Source organism: Sphingobium sp. B1D7B (assembly GCF_025961965.1).
Lineage (GTDB): Bacteria > Pseudomonadota > Alphaproteobacteria > Sphingomonadales > Sphingomonadaceae > Sphingobium.
Genome location: NZ_JAOQOR010000001.1, coordinates 553,570 through 576,773, shown reverse-complemented (window position 1 = coordinate 576,773; position 23,204 = coordinate 553,570). Strand labels below are relative to the sequence as shown.

At 63.9% G+C, this 23,204-nt stretch carries 33 protein-coding genes; 27 read left to right on the top strand and 6 right to left on the bottom strand.

The window, feature by feature from the left end:
- Nucleotides 1–12: 12 nt before the first annotated feature.
- From dut to M2336_RS02660, 5 genes are all read right to left on the bottom strand, one after another.
- Nucleotides 13–471: a dUTP diphosphatase gene (dut, locus tag M2336_RS02680; RefSeq protein WP_264573858.1), complete on the bottom strand. Its 459-nt coding sequence runs from the start codon at nucleotides 469–471 to the stop codon at nucleotides 13–15.
- Nucleotides 452–1,705, bottom strand: coding sequence for a bifunctional phosphopantothenoylcysteine decarboxylase/phosphopantothenate--cysteine ligase CoaBC (coaBC, locus tag M2336_RS02675; RefSeq protein WP_264573857.1), 1,254 nt, complete (start codon nucleotides 1,703–1,705; stop codon nucleotides 452–454). Before coaBC ends, dut begins: the two co-directional genes overlap by 20 nt.
- 57 nt (nucleotides 1,706–1,762) lie before the next feature.
- Nucleotides 1,763–3,301, bottom strand: a complete 1,539-nt coding sequence (ubiB, locus tag M2336_RS02670) for a 2-polyprenylphenol 6-hydroxylase (protein ID WP_264573856.1) — start codon at nucleotides 3,299–3,301, stop codon at nucleotides 1,763–1,765.
- 48 nt (nucleotides 3,302–3,349) lie between these two features.
- A complete protein-coding gene (locus tag M2336_RS02665) occupies nucleotides 3,350–4,081 on the bottom strand; it encodes a class I SAM-dependent methyltransferase (protein WP_264573855.1) in 732 nt (243 codons plus the stop codon).
- A gap of 89 nt (nucleotides 4,082–4,170) precedes the next feature.
- Nucleotides 4,171–4,695 carry a DUF1993 family protein gene (locus M2336_RS02660; RefSeq protein WP_264573854.1) on the bottom strand — a complete coding sequence of 175 codons (525 nt, stop codon included), beginning with the start codon at nucleotides 4,693–4,695 and terminating at the stop codon, nucleotides 4,171–4,173.
- Between the two features lie 372 nt (nucleotides 4,696–5,067).
- On the opposite strand from M2336_RS02660, the gene rpsL reads away from it, so the two are divergent.
- From rpsL to rpmD, 24 genes are all read left to right on the top strand, one after another.
- Nucleotides 5,068–5,439, top strand: coding sequence for a 30S ribosomal protein S12 (rpsL, locus tag M2336_RS02655; protein WP_181561246.1), 372 nt, complete (start codon nucleotides 5,068–5,070; stop codon nucleotides 5,437–5,439).
- Between the two features lie 18 nt (nucleotides 5,440–5,457).
- Entirely contained in the window at nucleotides 5,458–5,928 is a 471-nt protein-coding gene (gene rpsG, locus M2336_RS02650; protein WP_181561247.1) for a 30S ribosomal protein S7, read from the top strand.
- Nucleotides 5,929–6,111: 183 nt separating this feature from the next.
- Nucleotides 6,112–8,205: an elongation factor G gene (fusA, locus tag M2336_RS02645; RefSeq protein ID WP_264571786.1), complete on the top strand. Its 2,094-nt coding sequence runs from the start codon at nucleotides 6,112–6,114 to the stop codon at nucleotides 8,203–8,205.
- 106 nt (nucleotides 8,206–8,311) lie between these two features.
- Nucleotides 8,312–9,502, top strand: a complete 1,191-nt coding sequence (gene tuf, locus M2336_RS02640; RefSeq protein ID WP_181561249.1) for an elongation factor Tu — start codon at nucleotides 8,312–8,314, stop codon at nucleotides 9,500–9,502.
- A 144-nt stretch (nucleotides 9,503–9,646) separates the two neighbouring features.
- A complete protein-coding gene (rpsJ, locus tag M2336_RS02635) occupies nucleotides 9,647–9,958 on the top strand; it encodes a 30S ribosomal protein S10 (RefSeq protein ID WP_014077880.1) in 312 nt (103 codons plus the stop codon).
- A gap of 236 nt (nucleotides 9,959–10,194) precedes the next feature.
- Entirely contained in the window at nucleotides 10,195–10,953 is a 759-nt protein-coding gene (gene rplC / locus M2336_RS02630) for a 50S ribosomal protein L3 (protein ID WP_264573853.1), read from the top strand.
- A 3-nt stretch (nucleotides 10,954–10,956) separates the two neighbouring features.
- Complete coding sequence (gene rplD, locus M2336_RS02625; protein WP_264571787.1) at nucleotides 10,957–11,583, top strand: 50S ribosomal protein L4; 627 nt, start codon at nucleotides 10,957–10,959, stop codon at nucleotides 11,581–11,583.
- On the top strand, nucleotides 11,576–11,890 hold the full coding sequence (locus M2336_RS02620) for a 50S ribosomal protein L23 (RefSeq protein WP_181561252.1): 315 nt from the start codon (nucleotides 11,576–11,578) through the stop codon (nucleotides 11,888–11,890). Before rplD ends, M2336_RS02620 begins: the two co-directional genes overlap by 8 nt.
- A gap of 14 nt (nucleotides 11,891–11,904) precedes the next feature.
- Nucleotides 11,905–12,741: a 50S ribosomal protein L2 gene (gene rplB, locus M2336_RS02615; RefSeq protein WP_181561253.1), complete on the top strand. Its 837-nt coding sequence runs from the start codon at nucleotides 11,905–11,907 to the stop codon at nucleotides 12,739–12,741.
- Between the two features lie 3 nt (nucleotides 12,742–12,744).
- Complete coding sequence (gene rpsS, locus M2336_RS02610; RefSeq protein ID WP_181561254.1) at nucleotides 12,745–13,023, top strand: 30S ribosomal protein S19; 279 nt, start codon at nucleotides 12,745–12,747, stop codon at nucleotides 13,021–13,023.
- Nucleotides 13,023–13,406 (top strand): 50S ribosomal protein L22, encoded by a 384-nt coding sequence (gene rplV, locus M2336_RS02605; RefSeq protein WP_181561255.1) that lies wholly within the window; start codon nucleotides 13,023–13,025, stop codon nucleotides 13,404–13,406. Before rpsS ends, rplV begins: the two co-directional genes overlap by 1 nt.
- Nucleotides 13,407–13,409: 3 nt before the next feature.
- Nucleotides 13,410–14,105, top strand: coding sequence for a 30S ribosomal protein S3 (rpsC, locus tag M2336_RS02600; RefSeq protein ID WP_181561256.1), 696 nt, complete (start codon nucleotides 13,410–13,412; stop codon nucleotides 14,103–14,105).
- 24 nt (nucleotides 14,106–14,129) lie between these two features.
- Nucleotides 14,130–14,561: a 50S ribosomal protein L16 gene (gene rplP, locus M2336_RS02595; RefSeq protein WP_181561257.1), complete on the top strand. Its 432-nt coding sequence runs from the start codon at nucleotides 14,130–14,132 to the stop codon at nucleotides 14,559–14,561.
- 5 nt (nucleotides 14,562–14,566) lie between these two features.
- Nucleotides 14,567–14,770 carry a 50S ribosomal protein L29 gene (rpmC, locus tag M2336_RS02590; protein WP_181561258.1) on the top strand — a complete coding sequence of 68 codons (204 nt, stop codon included), beginning with the start codon at nucleotides 14,567–14,569 and terminating at the stop codon, nucleotides 14,768–14,770.
- Between the two features lie 15 nt (nucleotides 14,771–14,785).
- The gene (gene rpsQ / locus M2336_RS02585) at nucleotides 14,786–15,064 is read left to right on the top strand and encodes a 30S ribosomal protein S17 (RefSeq protein WP_181561259.1); all 279 of its coding nucleotides are present in this window, start codon (nucleotides 14,786–14,788) and stop codon (nucleotides 15,062–15,064) included.
- 81 nt (nucleotides 15,065–15,145) lie between these two features.
- Nucleotides 15,146–15,514 carry a 50S ribosomal protein L14 gene (gene rplN / locus M2336_RS02580; RefSeq protein WP_014077869.1) on the top strand — a complete coding sequence of 123 codons (369 nt, stop codon included), beginning with the start codon at nucleotides 15,146–15,148 and terminating at the stop codon, nucleotides 15,512–15,514.
- Entirely contained in the window at nucleotides 15,514–15,822 is a 309-nt protein-coding gene (gene rplX, locus M2336_RS02575) for a 50S ribosomal protein L24 (RefSeq protein WP_264573852.1), read from the top strand. The genes rplN and rplX overlap by 1 nt, the downstream gene beginning before the upstream one ends.
- Nucleotides 15,822–16,397 carry a 50S ribosomal protein L5 gene (gene rplE, locus M2336_RS02570; RefSeq protein ID WP_264573851.1) on the top strand — a complete coding sequence of 192 codons (576 nt, stop codon included), beginning with the start codon at nucleotides 15,822–15,824 and terminating at the stop codon, nucleotides 16,395–16,397. The genes rplX and rplE overlap by 1 nt, the downstream gene beginning before the upstream one ends.
- 41 nt (nucleotides 16,398–16,438) lie before the next feature.
- Entirely contained in the window at nucleotides 16,439–16,744 is a 306-nt protein-coding gene (gene rpsN / locus M2336_RS02565) for a 30S ribosomal protein S14 (RefSeq protein ID WP_181561262.1), read from the top strand.
- Between the two features lie 10 nt (nucleotides 16,745–16,754).
- Nucleotides 16,755–17,150 (top strand): 30S ribosomal protein S8, encoded by a 396-nt coding sequence (gene rpsH, locus M2336_RS02560; protein WP_181561263.1) that lies wholly within the window; start codon nucleotides 16,755–16,757, stop codon nucleotides 17,148–17,150.
- Nucleotides 17,150–17,683 carry a 50S ribosomal protein L6 gene (rplF, locus tag M2336_RS02555; RefSeq protein WP_181561264.1) on the top strand — a complete coding sequence of 178 codons (534 nt, stop codon included), beginning with the start codon at nucleotides 17,150–17,152 and terminating at the stop codon, nucleotides 17,681–17,683. Before rpsH ends, rplF begins: the two co-directional genes overlap by 1 nt.
- A 3-nt stretch (nucleotides 17,684–17,686) precedes the next feature.
- Nucleotides 17,687–18,040, top strand: coding sequence for a 50S ribosomal protein L18 (gene rplR, locus M2336_RS02550; RefSeq protein WP_181561265.1), 354 nt, complete (start codon nucleotides 17,687–17,689; stop codon nucleotides 18,038–18,040).
- 2 nt (nucleotides 18,041–18,042) lie between these two features.
- Nucleotides 18,043–18,786 (top strand): 30S ribosomal protein S5, encoded by a 744-nt coding sequence (gene rpsE / locus M2336_RS02545; protein ID WP_264572349.1) that lies wholly within the window; start codon nucleotides 18,043–18,045, stop codon nucleotides 18,784–18,786.
- Between the two features lie 5 nt (nucleotides 18,787–18,791).
- Nucleotides 18,792–18,971 (top strand): 50S ribosomal protein L30, encoded by a 180-nt coding sequence (gene rpmD / locus M2336_RS02540; RefSeq protein WP_181561266.1) that lies wholly within the window; start codon nucleotides 18,792–18,794, stop codon nucleotides 18,969–18,971.
- 102 nt (nucleotides 18,972–19,073) lie between these two features.
- Here the strand turns inward: rpmD and M2336_RS02535 are convergent, their stop codons facing one another.
- Nucleotides 19,074–20,189, bottom strand: coding sequence for an acyltransferase family protein (locus M2336_RS02535; protein ID WP_264573849.1), 1,116 nt, complete (start codon nucleotides 20,187–20,189; stop codon nucleotides 19,074–19,076).
- A gap of 227 nt (nucleotides 20,190–20,416) precedes the next feature.
- On the opposite strand from M2336_RS02535, the gene rplO reads away from it, so the two are divergent.
- The 3 genes from rplO (at nucleotide 20,417) to M2336_RS02520 (ending at nucleotide 23,174) form a co-directional block, all read left to right on the top strand.
- Nucleotides 20,417–20,899, top strand: coding sequence for a 50S ribosomal protein L15 (gene rplO / locus M2336_RS02530; protein WP_264573848.1), 483 nt, complete (start codon nucleotides 20,417–20,419; stop codon nucleotides 20,897–20,899).
- Nucleotides 20,900–21,100: 201 nt separating this feature from the next.
- A complete protein-coding gene (gene secY, locus M2336_RS02525; RefSeq protein ID WP_181558375.1) occupies nucleotides 21,101–22,468 on the top strand; it encodes a preprotein translocase subunit SecY in 1,368 nt (455 codons plus the stop codon).
- Nucleotides 22,469–22,526: 58 nt separating this feature from the next.
- Nucleotides 22,527–23,174 carry an adenylate kinase gene (locus M2336_RS02520; RefSeq protein WP_264573847.1) on the top strand — a complete coding sequence of 216 codons (648 nt, stop codon included), beginning with the start codon at nucleotides 22,527–22,529 and terminating at the stop codon, nucleotides 23,172–23,174.
- The last annotated feature ends 30 nt before the right edge of the window (nucleotides 23,175–23,204 follow it).

Sequence of the window (23,204 nt, the reverse complement as noted above, 5' to 3'; positions counted from 1 at the left end):
TGCGACCGTGTGTCAGGCCGTGCGCACGCCGGTGGAGCCGAAGCCGCCTGCGCCGCGTGCTGTATCGTCCAGCGTCGTGACCTCCACCATCCGCGCGATCTGGACCGGCGCCACGATCAGCTGGGCGATACGGTCGCCGCGCTTGATCTCGAAATCCTCCGCGCCGAGGTTGATGAGGATGATCTTCAGTTCGCCCCGATAATCGCTGTCGATCGTGCCGGGCGTGTTCGGCAGCGTGATGCCGTGCTTGAGCGCCAGTCCTGACCGTGGCCGCACCTGCACCTCGAACCCCTCAGGAATGGCAAGCGCGAGACCGGTGGCCACCGCATGGCGGGCCATGCTCGGCAGCGTTACATCCTCGGCGGAGACCACGTCCATGCCGGCCGCCCCGGCGGTAGCATAGCTGGGCAAGGGTAGGTCTTCGCCATGGGGCAGGCGCTTCACCGCAATGTCAACGAGCGGCCAGTTCATCGGAAATCCTTTCAATCAGCCGCGTGGCGACAAGGGCTTTGGGCATGTCCGGCCAGTCTTCAACGCCCTGCGCCGTGACCAGATGGACGCTGTTGCGCGATCCGCCCATGACATCGCCGGACACGTCATTGGCGACGATCCAGTCCGCGCCCTTGCGCTGGCGCTTGGCGATGGCGTGGTCGACCACCGTTTCCGTCTCAGCCGCGAAGCCGACGAGCAGGGCGGGGCGCTGGGCGTGGCGCGCGAGCGTCGCGAGGATATCGGGATTCTCGGCCAGCGCGAGTGGGGCGGGCGCGCCCGAGCCATCCTTCTTGATCTTCTGCTCGGCCTCGTCTGCGGCGCGCCAATCGGCCACCGCTGCGACGAGGATGGCGATATCGGCCGGCAGCGCTGCCTCCACAGCGGCCTGCATCTCTCGCGCGGTCTGCACGTCCACCCGGGTGACGCCACGCGGCGTGGGCAGGCTGACCGGCCCTGCGACGAGCGTGACGCGCGCACCGGCCTGGGCGGCGGCGGCGGCAATCGCAAAGCCCTGTTGCCCGGAGGAGCGGTTGGCGATGTAGCGCACCGGGTCGATCGGCTCATGAGTCGGCCCGGCGGTCACCAGCACATGGCGGCCAAGCAGATTGGCGTGGCTGAGATCGGGCGCGTGGATCGTGCGGCTGGTGTCGGTCAGCAGGGCGGCCGGCGACGGCGCTTCCGCCAGCAGCCGCTCGATCTCCTGCACGATGGCGGTCGGGTCGGGCAGGCGGCCCTTGCCCCACTCGTTGCAGGCCATGGTGCCGACGTCCGGCTCCATCACATGGATGCCATCGCCGCGCAGCGTGTCGAGGTTTCGCTGGGTGGCCTTGTGGTGCCACATCCGCACATTCATCGCGGGGACGGCGAGTACCGGCTTGTCGGTGGCGAGCAGCACGGTGGTGGCAAGATCGTCGGCGATGCCCGATGCCATTTTGGCCAGGATGTTGGCGGTCGCCGGCGCGACGACGATCAGGTCGGCCTCGCGGCTGAGCTGGATATGGCCGATCTCGCGCTCCTCCTTGAGGTCGAACATGTCGCCATAGACATGATCCTCGGTGAGCACGCCGAAGGAGAGCGGCGTCACGAACTGGGTGGCGGCGTCGGTCAGCACGGCGCGCACGGCAAGGCCCTTGCCCTTGAGCAGGCGCACCAGTTCCAGCGCCTTGTAGGCGGCGATCCCGCCGGAGACGATGAGGAGGATCCGCTGGGTCATGATGGTTCCATAGCGGCTGGGCGCCGGTCCGGCTAGCGGCTCGGTAGGGGCGGGGCGTCAGGCAAGGAGCGCCATGGCACCCGCGCCGGCTGCTGCCGCCAGAATCGCCACGCCCGCATATCGCCAGAACCAGCCGACCTTCACCTGCACCAGCTTCACCGCCGGCAGGGGCGGCGGGGGCGGGGCGCCACCCGGCTCGGGATAGGCTTCCTCCAGTCGCCGGATGAGGCCGGGCAGGCGGCGGATCGTGTCCACGGTTTCATGGATCGAATCGGCGAGCTTGGCTTCGGGGCCGAGTTCGTCGCGCAGCCAGCTCTTCACATAGGGGCCGGAGACGTCCCACATGTTGATCGTCGGGTCGAGCATGGTCGCCACGCCTTCGACCATGACCATCGTCTTTTGCAGCAGCAGCAGATGGGGCTGCGTCTGCATGTCGAAATCGCGGGTGATGGCGAACAGGCCATCCAGCATCTGACCTACGGACAGCTCGCTCACCGGCTTGCCGCGCATCGGTTCGCCGACGGCACGCAGGGCGGTCGCGAACTCGGCGACATTGTGGTGGGCCGGCACATATTGCGCTTCGAAATGGATTTCCGCCACGCGGCGATAGTTGCCGGTGATGAGACCATAAAGGATCTCTGCCAGCCACAGGCGCGCGCGCCGGTCGATCCGTCCCATGATGCCGAAGTCGATGGCGACGATGGTGCCATCGGCCTGCACGAACAGATTGCCCTGGTGCATGTCGGCATGGAAGAAGCCGTCGGCGATCGCTTGCCGCAAGAAGGTGTTGACCAGCCGCGCGGCCAGATCCCTCAGGTCATGCCCGGCCGCGACCAGCGCCGCTCGGTCGCTGATCTTGATGCCGTCGATCCATTCGAGAGTCATCACCCGGCCGTTGGTGCGATCCCAGTCGATCTGCGGGATGCGATAGCGCGGCACGGCGGACATGGCCTCGGCCAGTTCGGAGGCAGAGGCCGCCTCGCGCCGCAGATCCAGCTCGCGCGCTGTCCAGCGCTTGAGATTGGCCACAACCAGACGCGGTCGGAGGCGCGAGGCCTCGCCGCCCAGTTGCTCCAGATGCGCCGCCGCCCATTCATAAGTGTCGATGTCGCGGTTGAATCGCTCGCGAATGCCCGGGCGCAGCACCTTGATGGCGACCGCGCGGCCGTCCGTCGTCACGGCACGATGCACCTGCGCGATGGACGCCGCGCCGACGGCCTGCTCATCGACGCTGGCGTAGATCGATTCGAGCGGTCGCCCGAAGCTGGCTTCGATCTCGGCGCGGATCGCGGAGAAGGGCATGGGCGGGAGCGCGTCCTGCAGCGACAGCAGATCGCGGGCAGCATCCTCACCGACCAGATCGGGGCGCGTCGCCAGCGACTGGCCGAGCTTGATCGCGGCCGGGCCAATGGCTTGAAACGCCTCCGCATAGCGCGGCTCCTTGGGCACGCGCGCACCGAGCCGCGCCAGCCGTGCGAGGCGGCGGACTGGGGCGGGCGTATTGCCATCCCGCTCGATACCGCGCAGCGCGCCATGCCGGGCGAGGGTCCGCCCCCATGAGAGCAGGCGCCAGAGATGGGTGATGTGGGCTGTCATGACCTTATCGCCTTGCGAAACGCACCATGGCGCTGCTGCGCTGGCGAATCATATCTTCCATCCAGAATGAATGGCGACGAGGCCGCCCATGATCGGCTCGGCCTTCGCTTGCACGAAGCCCGCCTCTTCGATCATGCCCTTGAACTTGGGCATGTCCGGGAAGCGGCGGATCGACTCGATGAGATAGCGATAGCTCTCCGCATCGCCGGCGATCATCTTGCCCAGCTTGGGCACCAGCTTGTGCGAATAGGCGTCATACACATCGCCGAAACCGGGCCAGGTGGTGCTGGAAAACTCCAGGCAGAAGAAGCGGCCGCCATATTTGAGCACGCGATGCGCCTCGCGCAGCGCGGCCGGGATATCGGTCACATTACGGATGCCGAACGCGATGGTGTAGGCATCGAAGCTGCGATCCCCGAAGATCAGCTGCTCGGCATTTTGCGGCTGCCAGACCAGCCCCTCGATGCCGCGCTTCTGCGCCCGCTTCATGCCGACGGCGAGCATATCCTCGTTGATGTCGCTCACCGTCACGCGCGCGCCATGCTTGGCCATGCGGAAGGCGATGTCGCCGGTGCCGCCCGCCATGTCGAGAATCGCCTCGTCCTTGCGCGGCTTTACGCGGCGGACGAACTGGTCCTTCCACAGCCGATGCATCCCGCCGGACATCGCGTCGTTCATGATGTCGTAGTTGCGGGCGACATTGGAGAAGACGTTGCCGACCAGCTTCGTCTTTTCCTCGGGGGCTACCTCACGATAGCCAAAGGACACTGTCTCGCTCATGGGGCCGGGCTCTAGCCGACTCTGCCTGTCGCGCAAAGGGCGAACCATGCCGGAGCGGCCGATGCCGCGCGGGATAGGCCGCTGTCAGCTCATGCCGGGTCGGCGAGCGGGACCGGCGCGCCGAGATGCGCCAGGAAATCCGGCTTGCCGATCGCGATCCCACGTGCCCGCAGCAGCGCATAGGCCGTCGTCGCGTGGAACAGGAAATTGGGCAGCATGAAGCCGGTGACATAATCCCGCCCGTGGAACCGATAGCCCTGACCGTTCGGGAAGCGCAGCACGATCTCGCGGTCCTCGCTGCTCTCCAGTTGCGCGGGCGTGACGCTCTGGACGAAGGCGATGGTCTTCGCGCACCGCTCTTGCAGGGCATCGAGACTCGTCTCGTTATCCGGCATGGCGGGCGGCTCGATGCCGGCGAGACGGGCGATGCCGTTCTTCGCGCTGTCCGACGCCATCTGATATTGGGCGGTGAGCGGGCGCATATCCTCGATCAGCCGGGCGCCCAGCAGATCGGCCTCGGCAGCCCGCACATCCGGGCGCGCGAGCCACCTCTCCATGTTGGTCAAGCTGTTGACGAGGAGGGGAACGGTGATCGCGTGCATGGTCAGGGTCATCAGCTCTCGCCTTTGCTGCCAGGGTATTGGGCCGGGTGATTGGGATGTGCGCGCGCAGGCCGAAAGAGGCAAGGCGGCATTTCAAAACGCCTCGCCGCCACGCGTGCCCCTTGGGGTGAGCCGTGCTTGACCGGTTGCCGGCCTCTCTGTATAGGCCCGCCTGCCTCGCGGCCCGCAACCTGTGCTTTCACTAGGATTCGGTCGCTCGTCCGCTGGGTCATACAGAGCTTGAACATTGCCTATGCTCTTGCGGGGCCAGGGGGTCTTTACCGACCGCCGGGTCTCTTGTCGTTTGGAGGTCAGCCCCGGCTGGCCATCGGCCGACCCAGGACATGCAGATGGCAGAGTAACTGAAAAAAGGTGAAGGGCTTCATGCCAACGATCAACCAGCTGGTCCGCAAGGGCCGCGAGCCGCAGAAGGCCAAGAGCAAGGTCCCTGCGATGGAGCAGAACCCGCAGAAGCGCGGCGTCTGCACCCGTGTCTACACCGTGACCCCGAAGAAGCCGAACTCGGCTCTCCGCAAGGTCTGCAAGGTGCGCCTCACCAACAGCCGTGAGGTCATCAGCTACATTCCGGGCGAAGGCCACAACCTCCAGGAACACAGCGTCGTGCTGATCCGTGGCGGCCGTGTGCGCGACCTTCCCGGTGTGCGCTATCACGTTCTTCGCGGCGTTCTGGATACCCAGGGCGTCAAGGACCGCAAGCAGAGCCGTTCCAAGTACGGCGCGAAGCGTCCGAAGTAAGCAGGGGAGAACAGAGATATGTCACGTCGTCGTCGCCCCGAAAAGCGCGTCATCCTGCCCGATCCCCAGTATGGCGATCAGGTTCTGTCCAAGTTCATGAACAGCGTCATGTATGACGGCAAGAAGGCGGTCGCTGAGCAGATTGTTTATGGCGCACTGGCCACCGTCGAGACCCGCGCCAAGAAGGATCCGATCTCGGTCTTTCATGACGCCCTCAACAATGTGAAGCCGGGCATCGAGGTCCGCAGCCGCCGCGTTGGCGGTGCGACCTATCAGGTGCCGGTGGAAGTCCGTCCCGAGCGCGCCCAGGCGCTGGCCATTCGCTGGCTCATCAATGCGGCGCGCAGCCGCAGCGAGACCACGATGGCGGCCCGCCTCTCCGGCGAGCTTCTGGATGCCGCGAACAACCGTGGCAATGCCGTGAAGAAGCGTGAAGACACGCACCGGATGGCCGAAGCCAACCGCGCCTTCTCGCATTACCGCTGGTAAGCACTATATTGGACGCCGGGGCAGTCACAGGACTGTCCCGGCTTCCTGCACCACCGTTCGCTCGGGCCTGTCGAAGGGCTGTTCTTCCGTGAGGGGAGAAACGGGTCCCCGCCGAGCCAACCCGAACGGAGAGGAACCTTTCAGACCGCAGCCCCGCCGCACGCGGGCAATGGAGTAAAGATCATGGCCCGCAGCCACCCGCTCGAGCGTTACCGCAATTTCGGCATTATGGCGCACATCGACGCCGGCAAGACGACGACGACCGAGCGCATCCTCTATTACACCGGCAAGTCCTACAAGATCGGCGAAGTGCACGACGGCGCCGCCACGATGGACTGGATGGAGCAGGAGCAGGAGCGCGGCATCACGATCACGTCGGCTGCGACGACCTGCCTGTGGAAGGCCGATGAGGGCAAGGGCCCCGAGCATCGCCTGAACATCATCGACACCCCCGGCCACGTGGACTTCACCATTGAGGTGGAGCGCTCGCTGCGCGTGCTCGACGGCGCGGTCGCCGCGTTCGACGGCGTTGCCGGCGTGGAGCCGCAGTCGGAGACGGTGTGGCGTCAGGCCGACAAGTACGGCGTGCCCCGGATGTGCTTCATCAACAAGCTCGACCGCACGGGCGCCAATTTCTATTATTGCGTGCAGACGATCATCGATCGCCTGGGCGCGACCCCGGCCGTCCTGTATCTGCCCATCGGCGCGGAATCGGACTTCAAGGGTCTCGTCGACCTCGTCAACAACCGCGCGATCATCTGGAAGGATGAGAATCTGGGCGCCGAATTCTTCTATGAAGAAATTCCGGCCGACCTCGCCGACAAGGCTGCCGAGTATCGCGAGAAGCTGGTCGAGCTGGCCGTCGAGCAGGACGATGCCGCGATGGAAGCCTATCTCGAGGGTAACGAGCCCGACGTCGCGACGCTCAAGAAGCTGATCCGCAAGGGCACGCTGAACCAGAGCTTCGTGCCGGTGCTGTGCGGCTCGGCCTTCAAGAACAAGGGCGTGCAGGCGCTGCTTGACGCGGTCGTCGACTATCTGCCCAGCCCGCTGGACATCGAGGACGTGCAGGGCATCAACCCCGACACGGAAGAGCCGGACAGCCGCGCGACCAGCGACGAGGCGCCGTTCTCCGGTCTCGCGTTCAAGATCATGAACGATCCGTTCGTCGGCTCGCTGACCTTCCTGCGCGTCTATTCCGGCACGCTGAGCAAGGGCACCTATCTGAACTCCGTGAAGGACAAGAAGGAAAAGATCGGCCGTATGCTCCTGATGCATGCGAACAGCCGTGAGGACATCGATACGGCTTATGCCGGCGATATCGTCGCGTTGGCCGGCATGAAGGAAACGACGACCGGTGACACGCTGTGCGCCGAACGTCAGCCGATCATCCTGGAGCGTATGGAATTCCCCGAGCCGGTCATCGAGCTGTCCGTGGAGCCCAAGACCAAGGCCGACCAGGAGAAGATGGGCGTTGCGCTCAATCGTCTGGCTGCCGAGGATCCGTCGTTCCGCGTCTCGACCGACCACGAATCGGGCCAGACGATCATCAAGGGCATGGGCGAACTTCACCTCGAAATCCTGGTCGATCGCATGAAGCGTGAGTTCAAGGTCGAGGCGAACGTCGGTGCGCCGCAGGTGGCCTATCGCGAGTATCTCAAGAAGGCCGTCGACGTCGACTACACCCACAAGAAGCAGTCGGGCGGCACCGGCCAGTTCGGCCGCATCAAGGTGAAGGTCACGCCGGGCGAGCGCGGTGCGGGCATCATCTTCAAGGACGAGATCAAGGGGGGCAATATTCCCAAGGAATATATCCCGGCGATCGAGAAGGGTATGCGCGAGACGGCGGCCACGGGCTCGCTCATCGGCTTCCCGATCATCGACTTCGAGATCAACCTGTATGACGGCGCCTATCACGACGTCGACTCGTCGGCGCTGGCATTCGAAATCACCGGTCGCGGTGCGATGCGTGAAGTCGCGCAGAAGGCCGGCATCACGCTGCTCGAGCCGGTGATGAAGGTCGAGGTGGTGACGCCTGAGGAATATCTGGGTGACGTCATCGGCGACATGAACTCGCGTCGTGGCCAGATCCAGGGCACCGACAGCCGCGGTAATGCGCAGGTTGTCGAGGCGATGGTCCCGCTGGCCAACATGTTCGGCTATGTGAACTCGCTCCGCTCGTTCACCCAGGGCCGCGCGAACTACTCCATGCAGTTCTCGCACTATGACGAGGTGCCGCAGAACGTCGCGGACGAGGTGAAGGCGAAGCTGGCCTAAGCCGGCACTTTCATCTGGATTTATGTAAATTTGCTGTTATGGGGGCGCCTTCGCGAGGCTTCCCCGAGCGGTTGAACCCAAGCTATTGAGCGAAAAGAGGTAGGAAATGGCTAAGGCTAAATTCGAGCGGAACAAGCCGCACTGCAATATCGGCACCATCGGTCACGTCGACCATGGCAAGACCACGCTGACCGCCGCCATCACCAAGGTGCTGGCCGAAACCGGTGGCGCCACGTTCACGGACTATGCCAACATCGACAAGGCTCCCGAGGAGCGCGAGCGCGGCATCACGATCTCGACCGCGCACGTCGAGTACGAGACCGGCGCCCGTCACTATGCGCACGTCGACTGCCCGGGCCACGCTGACTATGTGAAGAACATGATCACCGGTGCCGCCCAGATGGACGGCGCGATCCTCGTGGTGAACGCTGCTGACGGCCCGATGCCGCAGACCCGCGAGCACATCCTGCTCGCCCGTCAGGTCGGCGTGCCGGCGCTCGTCGTGTACATGAACAAGGTCGACCAGGTCGACGACGAGGAGCTCCTCGAGCTCGTCGAGCTGGAAGTGCGCGAGCTGCTCTCCAGCTACGACTTCCCGGGCGACGACATCCCCATCGTCAAGGGTTCGGCTCTGGCCGCTCTCGAAGGCCGTGACGACGCGATCGGCAAGGATTCGATCAAGGCGCTCATGGATGCCGTCGACGCCTACATCCCGCAGCCGGCCCGTCCGGTTGACCGTCCGTTCCTGATGCCGATCGAAGACGTGTTCTCGATCTCGGGTCGCGGCACCGTGGTGACCGGCCGCGTCGAGACCGGCGTTGTGAAGGTTGGCGAGGAAGTCGAGATCATCGGCCTCAAGCCCACCAAGAAGACGACCGTCACCGGCGTGGAAATGTTCCGCAAGCTGCTCGACCAGGGTGAAGCCGGCGACAACATCGGCGCGCTGATCCGTGGCGTTGGCCGTGAAGAAGTCGAGCGTGGTCAGGTTCTGGCCAAGCCGGGTTCGGTCACGCCGCACACCGAGTTCGAAGCCGAGGTGTACGTGCTGTCGAAGGACGAAGGTGGCCGTCACACGCCGTTCTTCGCCAACTATCGTCCCCAGTTCTACTTCCGCACGACGGACGTGACCGGCGAAGTCGTCCTCCCCGAGGGCACCGAGATGGTCATGCCTGGCGACAACGTGAAGCTGGCCGTCAAGCTCATCGCGCCGATCGCGATGGACCCGGGTCTCCGCTTCGCTATTCGCGAAGGTGGCCGCACGGTCGGTTCTGGGGTTGTCGCGACGATCTCGAAGTAATATAGGCAGCGAGCCGCTCGGATCAGGTGATTCGAGCGGCCTGCTTTTTTTGCCGCTTCGCGCGGGCTCGTGAGTGCCGGAACGGCACCGGGGCCATCAGGGTGAAGCGGTTTTGTTTTGGCTCTTTCACATCGGTTAGTGGACATGGAAACGCAGAATATCCGTATTCGTCTCAAGGCATTCGATCATCGCGTGCTGGATCAGGCGACCGGCGACATCGCCGATACCGCTCGTCGTACGGGTGCTCTCATTCGCGGTCCCATTCCGCTGCCGACCCGCATCGAGAAGTTCACGGTCAACCGTGGGCCGCACATCGATAAGAAGAGCCGTGAACAGTTCGAGGTCCGCACCTACAAGCGCATGCTTGATATTGTGCAGCCGACCCCGCAGACCGTCGACGCGCTGATGAAGCTCGATCTGGCTGCCGGCGTGAACGTCGAGATCAAACTGGCCTGATGGCCGTAGCGGGGCGGCCTTCGGGTCGCCTTGCAGGACATTTGGATACCGCCGGCTTCGGCCGGGCAGCGTCCTCCGTCGTTTCCGCCTCGCTTGTCGAGGGTCCGGAAGCATCCAGCCCGGACGGGGGAACGCATCGCAAAATCGGGTTGGCTGCCTGGGTCTTAGGGTCCTGGCGGTTTTTTCGTTGGATAAGCCCCCGCATCATGCAGGGGCCTCTATTGGAGGATTGGATCATGCGTACCGGCGTGATCGCGAAGAAAGTGGGTATGACCCGCCTGTTCCAGGATGATGGCCGCCATGTGCCCGTCACCGTCCTGGCGCTCGAAGGCAACCAGGTCATTGCCCGTCGCGAAATGGATAAGGACGGCTATGTAGCCGTGCAGCTGGGTGCCGGCGTTGCGAAGGCGAAGAATGTCGCCAAGCCGCAGCGCGAGCACTTTGCCAAGGCTCAGGTGGAACCCAAGGCGCAGGTCGTCGAGTTCCGCGTGGCCGAGGACGCCCTGCTCGATGTCGGCGCGGAAATCGCTGCCGATCACTTCATCGCTGGTCAGCTCGTCGACGTGACGGGTCAGACGCAGGGCAAGGGCTTTGCCGGCGCCATGAAGCGCTGGGGTTTCGGCGGTATGCGCGCCACGCACGGTGTGTCGATCAGCCACCGTGCCCATGGTTCGACAGGTAACCGTCAGGATCCGGGCCGCGTGTTCAAGAACAAGAAGATGGCCGGCCACATGGGGGACCGTCAGCGCACCCAGCAGAACCTCGAGATCGTCCGCACGGACGTCGAGCGCGGCCTGCTGTTCGTGAAGGGCAGCGTGCCCGGCTCGAAGGGCGCCTGGCTTCTCGTCAAGGACGCCGTGAAGGTCGATCGTCCGGCTGACGTGCCGTACCCGGCCAGCATCAAGTCGGCTGCCAACAATAACGCCGAGGCTCCGGCCGATACGCCTGCGCAGGACGGCGCGGCGCCCGAGGCCACTGAAGGCCAGGAGGGCTAAGTCATGAAGATCAAGGTTCTCACTCTGGACGGCGGCAAGGCCTCCGGCGATGTCGAGCTGAATGACGATGTGTTCGGCCTCGAGCCGCGCGCGGACATTCTGCACCGTGTCGTCACCTGGCAGCTTGAAAAGCGCCGTGCCCCGGCATCGGCGACGCGCGAGCGTTCTGACGTTGCCCGCACGGGCAAGAAGTTCGGTCGCCAGAAGGGCGGCGGTACGGCTCGTCACGGCGATCGCCGCGCCCCGATCTTCATCGGTGGTGGTAAGGCGCACGGTCAGCGCGCCCGTACCTTCGGGCACTCGCTCAACAAGAAGGTGCGTGCACTGGGCCTGAAGATGGCGCTTTCGGCCAAGGCCAAGGGCGGCTCGCTCACGGTTCTGGACAATCTGGACGTCAAGGACGGCAAGACCAAGGAACTGGCGGGTCAGCTCGCCAAGCTCAACCTCGGCAAGGTGCTGTTCATCGACGGCGAGGCGACCAACCTCTCCTTCGCCAAGGCCTCGTCCAATCTCGTCGGTGTCAATGTGCTCCCCGCCATCGGTGCCAATGTCTACGATATCCTGCGTGCGGACAGCCTGGTGCTGACCCGTGCCGCGGTCGAGCAGCTGGAGGCGCGCTTCAATGGCTAAGAAGCAGGCAGCAGCGGTGGCCACGCGTCATTACGACGTGATTGTCGCCCCGCACATCACCGAAAAGGCGACGCTGGTCTCCGAGCACAACGCGGTTGTGTTCAAGGTCGCGCGGGACGCTTCGAAGCCCGAGATCAAGGCCGCTGTCGAGGCGCTGTTCAATGTCAGCGTCAAGTCGGTCAACACGATCGTCCAGAAGGGCAAGACCAAGCGCTGGAAGGGCAAGCCCTACACGCGCTCGGACGTGAAGAAGGCTGTCGTGACCCTGGCCGAAGGCCAGTCGATCGACATCACCACGGGCATTTGAGGGCGGACTGAACAATGGCACTCAAGCATTATAACCCGACGAGCCCGGCCCAGCGTGGCCTGATCCTCGTCGACCGGTCCGGCCTCCACAAGGGCAAGCCCGTCAAGGCGCTGACCGAAGGCAAGCGCAAGACCGGTGGCCGCAACAACAAGGGTCATGTGACCTCGCGCGGTATCGCCGGCGGTCACAAGCAGCGCTATCGCATCATCGACTTCAAGCGTCGCAAGTGGGACGTTGAAGGCACGGTGGAGCGTCTGGAATATGACCCGAACCGCACGGCGTTCATTGCGCTGGTCAGCTATGCCGATGGCGAGCAGGCCTACATCATCGCCCCGCAGCGTCTGGCTGTCGGCGACAAGGTGATCGCAGGCAAGAAGACCGACGTGAAGCCGGGCAACGCGATGGAACTGGGTCAGATGCCGGTCGGCACGATCATCCACAACATCGAGATGAAGCCGGGCAAGGGCGCTCAGATCGCACGCAGCGCGGGCACTTATGCCCAGCTCGTCGGTCGCGATCGCGGCATGGTCATCGTCCGTCTCGGCTCGGGTGAGCAGCGCTACATCCGCTCGGACTGCATGGCGACCATCGGTGCGGTGTCGAACCCCGACAACCAGAACCAGAACCTCGCCAAGGCCGGCCGCAGCCGCTGGCTCGGCCGTCGCCCGCTCACCCGCGGCGTCGCCAAGAACCCGGTCGACCACCCGCACGGCGGTGGTGAAGGCCGGACCTCGGGCGGCCGTCATCCGGTTACCCCGTGGGGCAAGCCGACTAAGGGTGCTCGTACCCGTCACAACAAGTCGACCGACAAGATGATCATCCGGTCGCGTCACGCCAAGAAGAAGAGGTAAGCGATGGCTCGCTCCGTCTGGAAGGGTCCCTTCGTGGACCTGCATCTGCTCAAGAAGGCAGAAACCGCGCAGGAGAACAACGGCCGTGGCGGTCCGATCAAGACCTGGTCGCGCCGCTCCACCATCCTGCCGCAGTTCGTTGGCCTGACGTTCAACGTCTACAATGGTCGCAAGCACGTTCCCGTTTCGGTGAACGAGGACATGGTCGGTCACAAGCTGGGTGAATTCGCGCCGACGCGCTACTTCCCCGGCCACGCCGCTGACAAGAAGGGCAAGCGCTGATGGGCAAGGCAAAAGCTCCCCGCCGCGTCTCGGACAATGAGGCGCTGGCCGTCGGCACGCAGATCCGCGGTTCGGCCCAGAAGCTGAACCTGGTCGCCGCGCTCATCCGTGGCCGCAAGGTCGAGGACGCGATGAACGTGCTCGCCTTCTCCAAGCGCGCGATGGCGGTCGATGTTCGCAAGGTGCTCGCCAGCGCGGTCGCCAATGCGGAAAACAACCACAATCTCGACGTCGACGCGCTCGTCGTCGCCGAGGCGAGTGTCGGCAAGTCGTTCACCATGAAGCGCTTCCATGCGCGTGGTCGCGGTAAGTCCACCCGCATCCTGAAGCCCTTCAGCCGCGTGCGCATCGTCGTGCGTGAAGCTGCGGAAGAGGAGGCCTGATCCATGGGTCACAAGAGCAATCCCATCGGTCTGCGCCTGCAGATCAACCGCACCTGGGACAGCCGCTGGTTCGCGGAAGGCCAGGACTATGGTCGCCTGCTGCTTGAGGATCTCAAGATCCGCAAGTATGTCATGAAGACGCTGCCCCAGGCCGCGATCTCCAAGGTGGTTATCGAGCGTCCGGCCAAGCTGTGCCGCGTGTCGATCTATGCAGCCCGTCCCGGTGTCATCATCGGCAAGAAGGGCGCGGACATCGAGAAGCTGCGCAAGAAGCTGAGCGCGATGACGTCCAGCGATGTGAGCCTGAACATCGTCGAGATCCGCAAGCCGGAAATCGACTCCAAGCTCGTCGCCCAGGGTGTTGCCGATCAGCTCGAGCGTCGTATCGCTTTCCGTCGCGCCATGAAGCGCGCCGTGCAGAGCGCGCTGCGTCTCGGCGCCGAGGGCATCAAGATCACCTGCGGCGGCCGTCTGGGCGGCGCGGAGATCGCCCGTGTCGAGTGGTATCGCGAAGGTCGCGTTCCGCTGCACACGCTGCGTGCGAACGTCGATTATGCAGAAGCCGAGGCCCACACGGCCTATGGCGTTTGCGGCATCAAGGTCTGGATCTTCAAGGGCGAGATCCTCGGCCACGATCCGATGGCGACCGACCGTCTCATGCTGGAGGCTCAGACCTCCGGTGTGCGTCCGGCTCGCTGAGAATTGAGAGCAAGGTAAAGCATCATGCTACAGCCGAAGAAAACCAAGTTCCGCAAGACCTTCAAGGGTCGCATCAAGGGCGATGCCAAGGGTGGAACGGACCTCAATTTCGGATCCTACGGCCTCAAGGCTCTGGAACCGGAGCGGGTCACCGCGCGCCAGATCGAAGCGGCTCGCCGCGCGATCACGCGTCACATCCGTCGTCAGGGCCGTCTCTGGATCCGCGTCTTCCCGGACGTGCCGGTTTCCAAGAAGCCTGCCGAAGTCCGTCAGGGTAAGGGCAAGGGTTCGATCGAATATTGGGCGGCGCGCGTAAAGCCCGGCCGCATCCTGTTCGAGCTGGACGGCGTGCCCGGTCCGCTGGCTGCGGAAGCATTCAGCCGCGCAGCGATGAAGCTGCCGATCAAGACGAAGGTGGTGGCGCGTCTCGGCGACACCTCGCATCTGGGAGCATGATGGTCATGACCAAGATTTCTGACCTCAAGGCGAAGAGCGACGATCAGCTGTCGACCGATCTGGGCGAGCTGAAGCGCGAGCAGTTCAACCTGCGCTTTCAGGCTGCGACCAACCAGCTTGAGAAGCCGAGCCGCGTGCGCGAAGTGCGTCGCGACATCGCGCGGATCAAAACCCTCCAGGCCGAGCGTTCGCGCTCGTCCGCGAAGTAAGAAGGAAACAGGCCCATGCCCAAGCGCGTGCTGACGGGAACGGTGGTTTCCGACAAGGGTGACAAGACGGTCGTCGTCAAGGTGGAGCGCAAGGTGAAGCACCCGCTCTACGGCAAGATCATCCGTCGCTCGAAGAAGTATCACGCCCACGATGATGCCAACGAGTATCACGAGGGTGAGACCGTCCGTATCGAGGAGACGGCGCCGATCTCGAAGCTGAAGACCTGGAAGGTCATCGCGCGGGTCGACACCCACAAGTCTCCCGAGCAGGTCGCTGCAGACGCAGCAGCCTGAGCAGGTCTCAAGGATTTAACGGAACCACCGGGCCAGACACAGGCTGTGTCCCGGCAGGCCAATTGAGAAGGAACCGGATCGATGATCCAGATGCAATCCAATCTTGATGTCGCTGACAACAGCGGCGCCAAGCGCGTCCAGTGCATCAAGGTGCTCGGCGGCTCGAAGCGTCGTTTTGCCAGCGTTGGCGACATCATTGTCGTCTCCGTGAAGGACGCCGCCCCCCGTGGCCGCGTGAAGAAGGGTGACGTTCACCGCGCCGTGATCGTGCGCACCGCCAAGGACGTTCGTCGTCCCGACGGCAGCGTCATTCGCTTCGACGGCAACGCGGCCGTGCTGGTCAACAAGAATGCGGAGCCGATCGGCACGCGTATCTTTGGCCCGGTGGTCCGCGAGCTGCGCGCGAAGAACTTCATGAAGATCATTTCGCTTGCTCCCGAGGTGCTGTGATGAGCGCTGCACGTATCAAGAAGGGTGACACGGTCGTCGTGCTCGCCGGCAAGGACAAGGGCCGTACCGGTTCCGTCCTCCAGGTGATGCCCAAGGATGACAAGGTGCTGGTCGACGGCATCAACGTCCACGCCCGCCACCGCAAGCCCGACCAGGCAAATCCGCAGGGCGGCATCGATCGCAAGCCGGCGCCGCTGCACATTTCCAATGTCGCACTGGCTGTCGACGGCAAGGCCACGCGCGTCCGCTTCGAGGACCGTGACGGCAAGAAGGTCCGCGTCGCGGTCAAGTCCGGGGAGGTCATCTGATGACTGACAAGTACATCCCGCGCTCGCGCAAGCTGTATGACGAGACCATCGTCAAGGCGCTGAGCGAGAAGTTCGGTTACAAGAACCACATGGAAATCCCCCGGATCGAGAAGATCACGCTCAACATGGGCGTGGGCGAGGCGACCCAGGACAAGAAGAAGGTCACCCAGGCCGCCGAGGAAATGGAACTGATTGCCGGCCAAAAGCCGGTCATCACCAAGGCGAAGAAGTCGATCGCGCAGTTCAAGCTGCGTGAAGGCATGCCCATCGGCGCAAAGGTGACCCTGCGTCGCGAGCGCATGTACGAGTTTCTCGATCGTCTCGTGACGATCGCGATGCCCCGCATCCGCGATTTCCGTGGTCTCAACCCGAAGAGCTTCGACGGCCGTGGCAACTATGCCTTCGGCATCAAGGAGCAGATCATCTTCCCCGAGATCAGCTATGACCGCGTCGACAAGGTGCGTGGCATGGACATCATCGTGACCACCACGGCCCGCACGGACGAAGAAGCGCGCGAACTGCTGCGTCTTTTCGGTTTCCCGTTCCCCGCCGAGGCGGAAAAAGAGGCTGCGTGAGCGTGGCCGGATCCAATTTCTAAGGAAGAGAGCTTAAGTCCATGGCGAAACTGAGTTCGATCAACAAGAACGAACGGCGCAAGAAGCTGGTGAAGAAGTACGCCGGCAAATATGCCCGTCTCAAGGCAGTGGCGAATGACACGTCGCTTGATGACAGCGAGCGTCTGATCGCGCGTCTCAAGCTGGCCGAGATCCCCCGCAACGGCAACCCGACCCGGGTGCGCAACCGTTGCGAGCTGACCGGTCGTCCCCGCGCTTACTATCGCAAGTTCCGGCTTTGCCGTGTTCAGCTGCGCGATCTGGCCAACAAGGGCCTGATCCCCGGCGTCACCAAGTCGAGCTGGTAAGGATTAAGAGATGGCACTGACCGATCCCCTGGGTGACCTGCTCACCCGCATCCGCAACGGCCAGCGGGCACGCAAGGACAGCGTGGTTTCGCCCGCGTCCAAGCTGCGTGCGCGTGTGCTCGACGTGCTTCAGCGCGAGGGTTACATCCGCGGCTATTCCGAAGAGCAGGTGGCTGGCCATGATGGCCTACGCATCGAGCTGAAATATTTCGAAGGCGAGCCGGCGATCAAGCACGTCGCGCGCGTTTCCAAGCCTGGCCGTCGCGTCTATTCGGGCTCCAAGGAGCTTCCGGTGGTACGCAATGGCCTCGGTATCACCATCGTCTCGACGCCCCGTGGCGTGCTCTCGGATGCCGAAGCGCGTGCACAGAACGTCGGCGGCGAAGTGCTGGCGGAGGTGTTCTGATGAGCCGCATCGGCAAAAAGCCGGTCACGATCCCCAGCGGGGTGACGGCCACCATCGAGAACGGTCAGCTTTCCGTGAAGGGCCCGAAGGGCACGCTGGCGCTCCAGATGCGCGACGAGATCAGCTATGAGCTGGAAGACGGTGCGATTTCGATCAAGCCGGCCAACGCCACCAAGGCGGCTCGAGCATTCTGGGGCATGCAGCGCACGCTGGTGCAGAACCTGGTCACGGGCGTGACCGAGGGTTACACCAAGGTGCTCGAGATCACCGGCGTCGGCTATCGTGCCACGGCCCAGGGCAAGAACCTGAAGCTGCAGCTCGGCTACAGCCATGATGTCGATTTCCCGGTTCCGGCCGGCATCGAGATCAAGACCCCCGATAACACCACGGTGGAAATCAGCGGGATCGACAAGCAGCAGGTCGGCCAGGTCGCGGCGGAAATCCGTCGCTGGCGCAAGCCGGAGCCCTATAAGGGCAAGGGTATCAAGTATCGCGGCGAGTTTATCTTCCGCAAAGAAGGCAAGAAGAAGTAAGCCATGGCGAAACTCTCTCTCTTCGATCGTCGCGCCCGGCGCGTGCGTACCGCGATCAAGGCGCGGGCGGGTGGCAAGCCCCGTCTGTCCGTGCACCGTTCCGGCCGGCATATCTATGCGCAGGTCATCGACGACACGCAGGGCAAGACCCTGGCCGCAGCGTCGACCCTGGACAAGGATGTGCGTGGCAAGACCGGCGCCACTTCATCGGCTGCAGCCGATGTCGGCAAGCGCGTCGCCGAGGCTGCCGCCAAGGCCGGCGTTACCAAGGTCGTGTTCGATCGTGGTGGCTTCCTCTTTCATGGTCGCGTGAAAGCGCTGGCCGATGCCGCTCGTGAAGGCGGACTGGAGTTCTGATGATGGCAGACGAAAACACCACCGGTGAGGGCAATCAGCCCGAGGCTGTTCTCGCGCCCGAGACCACGCCCCAGGACGTGACGGGTGTGGCCGCCGAGCCGCAGCAGCAACAGCGCCGTGGCCGTGGCGGCCGCAGCGGTGGCGATCGGGATCGTGGCGGCCGTGGCCGTCGTGACGACCGTCGCGGTCGTGGCGGTGAGGACGACAATGGCGAGGAATTCGTCGAGAAGCTCGTCCACATCAACCGCGTCTCGAAGACCGTGAAGGGCGGCAAGCGCTTCGGCTTTGCGGCACTCGTGGTCGTGGGTGACGGCAAGGGCCGTGCCGGCTTCGGCCATGGCAAGGCTCGTGAGGTTCCCGAGGCGATCAGCAAGGCGACCGCCGCTGCCAAGAAGGCAATGGTTCGCGTTCCGCTCAAGGAAGGCCGCACGCTGCACCATGATGGTCGCGGGCACTTCGGCGCCGGCAAGGTGACCGTTCGTACCGCGCCGGCAGGCACCGGCATCATCGCCGGCGGTCCGATGCGCGCCGTGTTCGAGAGCCTTGGCGTGGCCGACGTGGTGACCAAGTCGGTCGGCACGTCGAACCCGTACAACATGATCCGGGCGACGTTCGCGGCTCTGACCGAGCAGACCAGCCCCAAGTCGGTCGCTCAGCGTCGCGGCAAGAAGGTCGCTGACCTGCTTCGTCGCGGTGGCGCCTCTGCCGAGGTCGCTGCGGCTGACGCCGAAGCGATTGCGGAGTAACTGACATGGCGAAGATCAAGCTGAAGCAGATCGGTTCCCCGATCCGCCGTCCGGCCTCTCAGGAGAAGATCCTGATCGGCCTCGGCCTGGGCAAGATGAACCGTGTCGTCGAGCTCGAGGACACGCCGGAAGTGCGCGGCGCGATCCGCAAGCTGCCGCACATGGTGCAAATCGTCGAAGGCTGAAGCCTTTTACGACCGACATTGAAAACGGAGCGCGTAGCCTTGAAGGTTACGCGCTCCGTTTTCGTTTGTAGGTCTGCCGAAAGGTTTCTGGTTGAAGGCGGGTCAGTGACCGCGCGGGACGGCCGGGCGGGATGATGCTGCCGGAAGAGCCAGAGCGGATGCAGGTGCGCGCGGTTTGACATGCTGGGCCGGAGCGCTGCGGGGCGCGGGCGCCTTGGTCCGGATGCCCAGGGCCAGCGGGCCGACGACGGGCGTCTTGAGCAGAATGAGATGCAGTGCCACCGGGCCGACCAGCCCGGCGAGGATTCCGACCGGCAGATGAATCGCGAGCGCGTCGATACCGACTGTGTGGAGCGCCATCCGCGCGGCGGCGGTGGCGAACACATGATAGAGATAGATGGTAAAGCTGAACTGCCCAACCTTGCGTGCATAGGGGTGGTGTGGCCAGCGCAGCAGAACGAGCAGGCTGACCGACATGCCCAGCAGCAGCGATGAGGCAATGCTCGTGTTCGGAGAGACGCCGAGCATCAGATAATCATAGAAGGCGCCACTGAAGGCAAGCAATGCAGCCACGGCGGCCAGCGGGACGATCAGCCGCCCATGCTGCGCGATCCACGCCCAGCTTCGATAGACGCACATGCCGAAGATGAAGAAGGGCGCCAGCAGGATCGCTTGGGGCAGTGCGAAAAGAGTCGGGATGGGCGGGGGCCACAAGGCAAGCAGCAAGGCGCCGGCGAACATTGGCCACTGCCCGCGATGACCGAGCGCGATGTCGATCAGGCCGACGACGATGAACAGCGCAAGGATCGCCTGCAAAAACCAGAAGTGGGCATAGGGGAAGATGGCCAAGCCCCAGAGAGCTTCGGGCGGGATGCCGAACCGCGAGCCTTGCATGTAGGCGACCGTTCCAAACAGGACGGCGGCGATCAGGCCAGGGAGCGCGATCCGCCGCGCCTTGCCGCGCAGAAAGTCGCGCATATGCCCTCGCGTGGGCGGACGCAGGCAGTAGATGAAGCCGGCGACGAAGGCGAAGGCCGGCATCCGGAAGCTGGCGCCCAGATCGACGATGAACCGCGCGGGGTGCCCGTCCTCGATTCGCAGCCCGCTGTCGGTCTGGCCCACGACATGGAAGGCAACGAGGAGAACGGTCGCGATAATGCGCAACTCGTCAATGGAGCCGGGCGCGCTCGGGCGCGACTGATCACGAGCGTTAACCATGTAAAGCCCTAAAGCGAATGACTTTTCGAGCCTTCGCACTTGCAAAATTTGTGAATGCCGGGGTGCCGCTTAACCATGAGGCTTGTCACGCCGATAGCGCCGAGCCGTGTGCAGGACGCGAAGGACGGAGATCGGCCAAGACAGATTCTATGGGGTGACAAAGCAAAGTGCGGCGGCTATGGGCCGCACTTTCCACCAGCGCGACAACAGCGAAAGCGAGTGCACTTATGAAGCTGAATGAACTCAAGGATAATGCCGGTTCCCGCAAGGGCCGGATGCGCGTCGGCCGTGGTATCGGCTCGGGCAAGGGCAAGACTGCCGGTCGCGGCCAGAAGGGTGCCAAGGCACGTTCGGGCGTCGCCATTAACGGTTTCGAGGGCGGCCAGATGCCGCTCCATATGCGTCTGCCGAAGCGCGGCTTCAACAACATCTTCCGCAAGGACTATGCGGTGGTGAACCTCGGCATGGTCCAGAAGGCGATCGACGCCGGCAAGCTCGATGCGGCCGCAACCATCGACCAGGCGGCGCTGCGCGCGGCCGGCATTTCGCGCGGCGGCAAGCATGGCGTGCGTCTGCTCGCCAAGGGCGAACTGACCACCAAGGCGAACTTCGCCGTGGCGGGCGCCTCCAGCGCTGCCATCGAGGCGGTCGAAAAGGCTGGCGGCAAGGTGGAGATTCTCGCCAAGGCTGCACCGGCCGAGGCCGCATAATCTCCTTGATCGGGAGACAGGCCTGACTGTGAGCTTGCATAGCCGACCCCTCCCGCCGATATGGGCGGGTGGGGTCGCTTGCATATGCCGTCATATAGTCAGGCACCGCTATTCGACAGGCGCCGGTCAGACGTCTAAGGGATAAGGCTGTTCGTCCCCCAAATCCTGGGCGAGCATCATTTTTCGGGATTGCAAGCGATCATGGCATCACGCGCCGACCAAATGGCAGCCAATCTGAGCCTCGCTAACTTCGGCCAGGCTACAGAGCTCAAGAAGCGGATCTGGTTCACGGTGGGTGCGCTCATCGTCTTCCGCTTTTTCTCGTTCGTCCCGCTCCCCGGTGTCGATCCGACCGTGCTGGCCCAGCTCTATCAACAGACGCAGGGCGGCATTCTCGACATCTTCAATACCTTCTCCGGCGGCAGCCTGCAGCGCATGAGCCTCATCGCGCTGGGCATCATGCCCTATATTACCGCCTCCATCGTCGTGCAGCTCGGCTCGTCGCTCTCGCCCAAGCTGGCCGCGATCAAGAAGGAAGGCGAAGCAGGGCGCAAGAAGCTCAACCAATACACCCGCTATGGCACGGTCGGCCTCACGGCGATCCAGGGCTATTTCATTGCCGTCGGGCTCGAGGCCTATGGCGCGCAATCCGGGCTGCAGGCCGTGGTCGATCCCGGCATGTTGTTCCGCATCAGCGCGGTCATCTCGCTGATCGGCGGCACGATGTTCCTGCTGTGGCTGGGTGAGCAGATCACCAGCCGCGGCATCGGCAACGGCATCTCGCTGATCATCATGGCTGGCATCGTCGCGCAGTTGCCGGTGACGCTCACCAACCTCTTCGAATCGGGCCGCACCGGCTCGATCTCGGGTCTGGTCATCCTCGGCATCATTATCGTCGGCCTCGGCCTCATCGCGGGCATCTGCTTCGTCGAGCGCGCGCAGCGCCGCGTGCTGATCCAGTATCCCAAGCGCCAGACCAAGCAGGGCGTGATGCAGGCGGACCGCAGCCACCTGCCGCTGAAGATCAACACCGCCGGTGTGATCCCGCCGATCTTCGCCTCGTCGCTGCTGCTGCTGCCGCTCACCATCACGCAGTTCTCCGGTGCGGGTGCCAATGCGTCGACCGGTGCGTGGGGCGACTTCGTGCTGTCGATCAACCAGTATCTGTCGCACGGCACGCCGCTCTACATGGCGCTCTACGGCGCAGGCATCATCTTCTTCTGCTTCTTCTACACCGCGGTGGTCTTCAACCCGGAAGAGACGGCGGAGAATCTCAAGCGCAACGGCGGTTTCATTCCGGGCATCCGTCCCGGCAAGAACACCGAGAACTATCTCGATTACGTGCTGACGCGGATCACGGTGATCGGTGCCATCTATCTGGCCCTGGTCTGCCTGATCCCCGAGTTCGCCATCGCCCGTGCCGGGATTCCGTTCTATCTCGGCGGCACGAGCCTGCTCATCGTCGTCAACGTGACCGTGGATACCGTCACGCAGATCCAGAGCCATCTCATCGCCCACCAGTATCGCGACCTCATCAAGAAGGCGCGTCTGAAAGGCCGGATGCGCTGAGCCGGCCGGGGCAAACCGGCCGCAGGCTTATCCTTCTTGTGAATTTTGGGGGAGTGACATGAACATCATCCTGCTGGGACCGCCCGGCGCCGGCAAGGGCACTCAGGCGCAGCGTCTGGTCGCTGCGCGTGGCATGGTTCAGCTCTCGACCGGCGACATGCTGCGGGCGGCGGTGAAGGCCGGCACCCCGGTAGGTCTCAAGGCGAAGGCGGTGATGGATGCCGGCGAACTCGTCTCGGACGAGATCGTCTCGGGAATCATCGGCGAAGCGCTGGACCAGCTCGGACCGGATGTCGGTGTGATCTTCGATGGCTATCCGCGTACGGCGGCGCAGGCTAAGAGCCTGGACGTGCTGCTGGGCGCGCGCAACCGTCAGCTCGATCATGTCATTGAACTGGCGGTCGACGAGGATGCACTGGTCGACCGGATCACCGGCCGCTTCACTTGCGCAAGCTGCGGTGAAGGCTATCATGATCGGTATAAGACACCGAAGATCGAGGGCGTTTGCGACCGGTGCGGAAGCACCGAGTTCAAGCGGCGGCCCGATGACAATGAGGAAACGGTGCGCACCCGCATGGCCGAGTATCGCGCGAAAACAGCGCCGATCCTCCCAATTTATGAGGAACGCAACATCGTCAGCCGGGTTGACGGCATGGCGGATATCGATGAGGTGTCGAACGCGATTGTGACCATTCTCGATCGCTGATCCTCCCCTCGTTCGCAAACGAGGCTGGTG

What these genes read in the sequence shown, in the direction of transcription:
- dut (WP_264573858.1), bottom strand. Translation starts at nt 471, where the DNA reads ATGAACTGGCCGCTCGTTGACATTGCGGTGAAGCGCCTGCCCCATGGC.
- coaBC (WP_264573857.1), bottom strand. Translation starts at nt 1,705, where the DNA reads ATGACCCAGCGGATCCTCCTCATCGTCTCCGGCGGGATCGCCGCCTAC.
- ubiB (WP_264573856.1), bottom strand. Translation starts at nt 3,301, where the DNA reads ATGACAGCCCACATCACCCATCTCTGGCGCCTGCTCTCATGGGGGCGG.
- M2336_RS02665 (WP_264573855.1), bottom strand. Translation starts at nt 4,081, where the DNA reads ATGAGCGAGACAGTGTCCTTTGGCTATCGTGAGGTAGCCCCCGAGGAA.
- M2336_RS02660 (WP_264573854.1), bottom strand. Translation starts at nt 4,695, where the DNA reads ATGACCCTGACCATGCACGCGATCACCGTTCCCCTCCTCGTCAACAGC.
- rpsL (WP_181561246.1), top strand. Translation starts at nt 5,068, where the DNA reads ATGCCAACGATCAACCAGCTGGTCCGCAAGGGCCGCGAGCCGCAGAAG.
- rpsG (WP_181561247.1), top strand. Translation starts at nt 5,458, where the DNA reads ATGTCACGTCGTCGTCGCCCCGAAAAGCGCGTCATCCTGCCCGATCCC.
- fusA (WP_264571786.1), top strand. Translation starts at nt 6,112, where the DNA reads ATGGCCCGCAGCCACCCGCTCGAGCGTTACCGCAATTTCGGCATTATG.
- tuf (WP_181561249.1), top strand. Translation starts at nt 8,312, where the DNA reads ATGGCTAAGGCTAAATTCGAGCGGAACAAGCCGCACTGCAATATCGGC.
- rpsJ (WP_014077880.1), top strand. Translation starts at nt 9,647, where the DNA reads ATGGAAACGCAGAATATCCGTATTCGTCTCAAGGCATTCGATCATCGC.
- rplC (WP_264573853.1), top strand. Translation starts at nt 10,195, where the DNA reads ATGCGTACCGGCGTGATCGCGAAGAAAGTGGGTATGACCCGCCTGTTC.
- rplD (WP_264571787.1), top strand. Translation starts at nt 10,957, where the DNA reads ATGAAGATCAAGGTTCTCACTCTGGACGGCGGCAAGGCCTCCGGCGAT.
- M2336_RS02620 (WP_181561252.1), top strand. Translation starts at nt 11,576, where the DNA reads ATGGCTAAGAAGCAGGCAGCAGCGGTGGCCACGCGTCATTACGACGTG.
- rplB (WP_181561253.1), top strand. Translation starts at nt 11,905, where the DNA reads ATGGCACTCAAGCATTATAACCCGACGAGCCCGGCCCAGCGTGGCCTG.
- rpsS (WP_181561254.1), top strand. Translation starts at nt 12,745, where the DNA reads ATGGCTCGCTCCGTCTGGAAGGGTCCCTTCGTGGACCTGCATCTGCTC.
- rplV (WP_181561255.1), top strand. Translation starts at nt 13,023, where the DNA reads ATGGGCAAGGCAAAAGCTCCCCGCCGCGTCTCGGACAATGAGGCGCTG.
- rpsC (WP_181561256.1), top strand. Translation starts at nt 13,410, where the DNA reads ATGGGTCACAAGAGCAATCCCATCGGTCTGCGCCTGCAGATCAACCGC.
- rplP (WP_181561257.1), top strand. Translation starts at nt 14,130, where the DNA reads ATGCTACAGCCGAAGAAAACCAAGTTCCGCAAGACCTTCAAGGGTCGC.
- rpmC (WP_181561258.1), top strand. Translation starts at nt 14,567, where the DNA reads ATGACCAAGATTTCTGACCTCAAGGCGAAGAGCGACGATCAGCTGTCG.
- rpsQ (WP_181561259.1), top strand. Translation starts at nt 14,786, where the DNA reads ATGCCCAAGCGCGTGCTGACGGGAACGGTGGTTTCCGACAAGGGTGAC.
- rplN (WP_014077869.1), top strand. Translation starts at nt 15,146, where the DNA reads ATGATCCAGATGCAATCCAATCTTGATGTCGCTGACAACAGCGGCGCC.
- rplX (WP_264573852.1), top strand. Translation starts at nt 15,514, where the DNA reads ATGAGCGCTGCACGTATCAAGAAGGGTGACACGGTCGTCGTGCTCGCC.
- rplE (WP_264573851.1), top strand. Translation starts at nt 15,822, where the DNA reads ATGACTGACAAGTACATCCCGCGCTCGCGCAAGCTGTATGACGAGACC.
- rpsN (WP_181561262.1), top strand. Translation starts at nt 16,439, where the DNA reads ATGGCGAAACTGAGTTCGATCAACAAGAACGAACGGCGCAAGAAGCTG.
- rpsH (WP_181561263.1), top strand. Translation starts at nt 16,755, where the DNA reads ATGGCACTGACCGATCCCCTGGGTGACCTGCTCACCCGCATCCGCAAC.
- rplF (WP_181561264.1), top strand. Translation starts at nt 17,150, where the DNA reads ATGAGCCGCATCGGCAAAAAGCCGGTCACGATCCCCAGCGGGGTGACG.
- rplR (WP_181561265.1), top strand. Translation starts at nt 17,687, where the DNA reads ATGGCGAAACTCTCTCTCTTCGATCGTCGCGCCCGGCGCGTGCGTACC.
- rpsE (WP_264572349.1), top strand. Translation starts at nt 18,043, where the DNA reads ATGGCAGACGAAAACACCACCGGTGAGGGCAATCAGCCCGAGGCTGTT.
- rpmD (WP_181561266.1), top strand. Translation starts at nt 18,792, where the DNA reads ATGGCGAAGATCAAGCTGAAGCAGATCGGTTCCCCGATCCGCCGTCCG.
- M2336_RS02535 (WP_264573849.1), bottom strand. Translation starts at nt 20,189, where the DNA reads ATGGTTAACGCTCGTGATCAGTCGCGCCCGAGCGCGCCCGGCTCCATT.
- rplO (WP_264573848.1), top strand. Translation starts at nt 20,417, where the DNA reads ATGAAGCTGAATGAACTCAAGGATAATGCCGGTTCCCGCAAGGGCCGG.
- secY (WP_181558375.1), top strand. Translation starts at nt 21,101, where the DNA reads ATGGCATCACGCGCCGACCAAATGGCAGCCAATCTGAGCCTCGCTAAC.
- M2336_RS02520 (WP_264573847.1), top strand. Translation starts at nt 22,527, where the DNA reads ATGAACATCATCCTGCTGGGACCGCCCGGCGCCGGCAAGGGCACTCAG.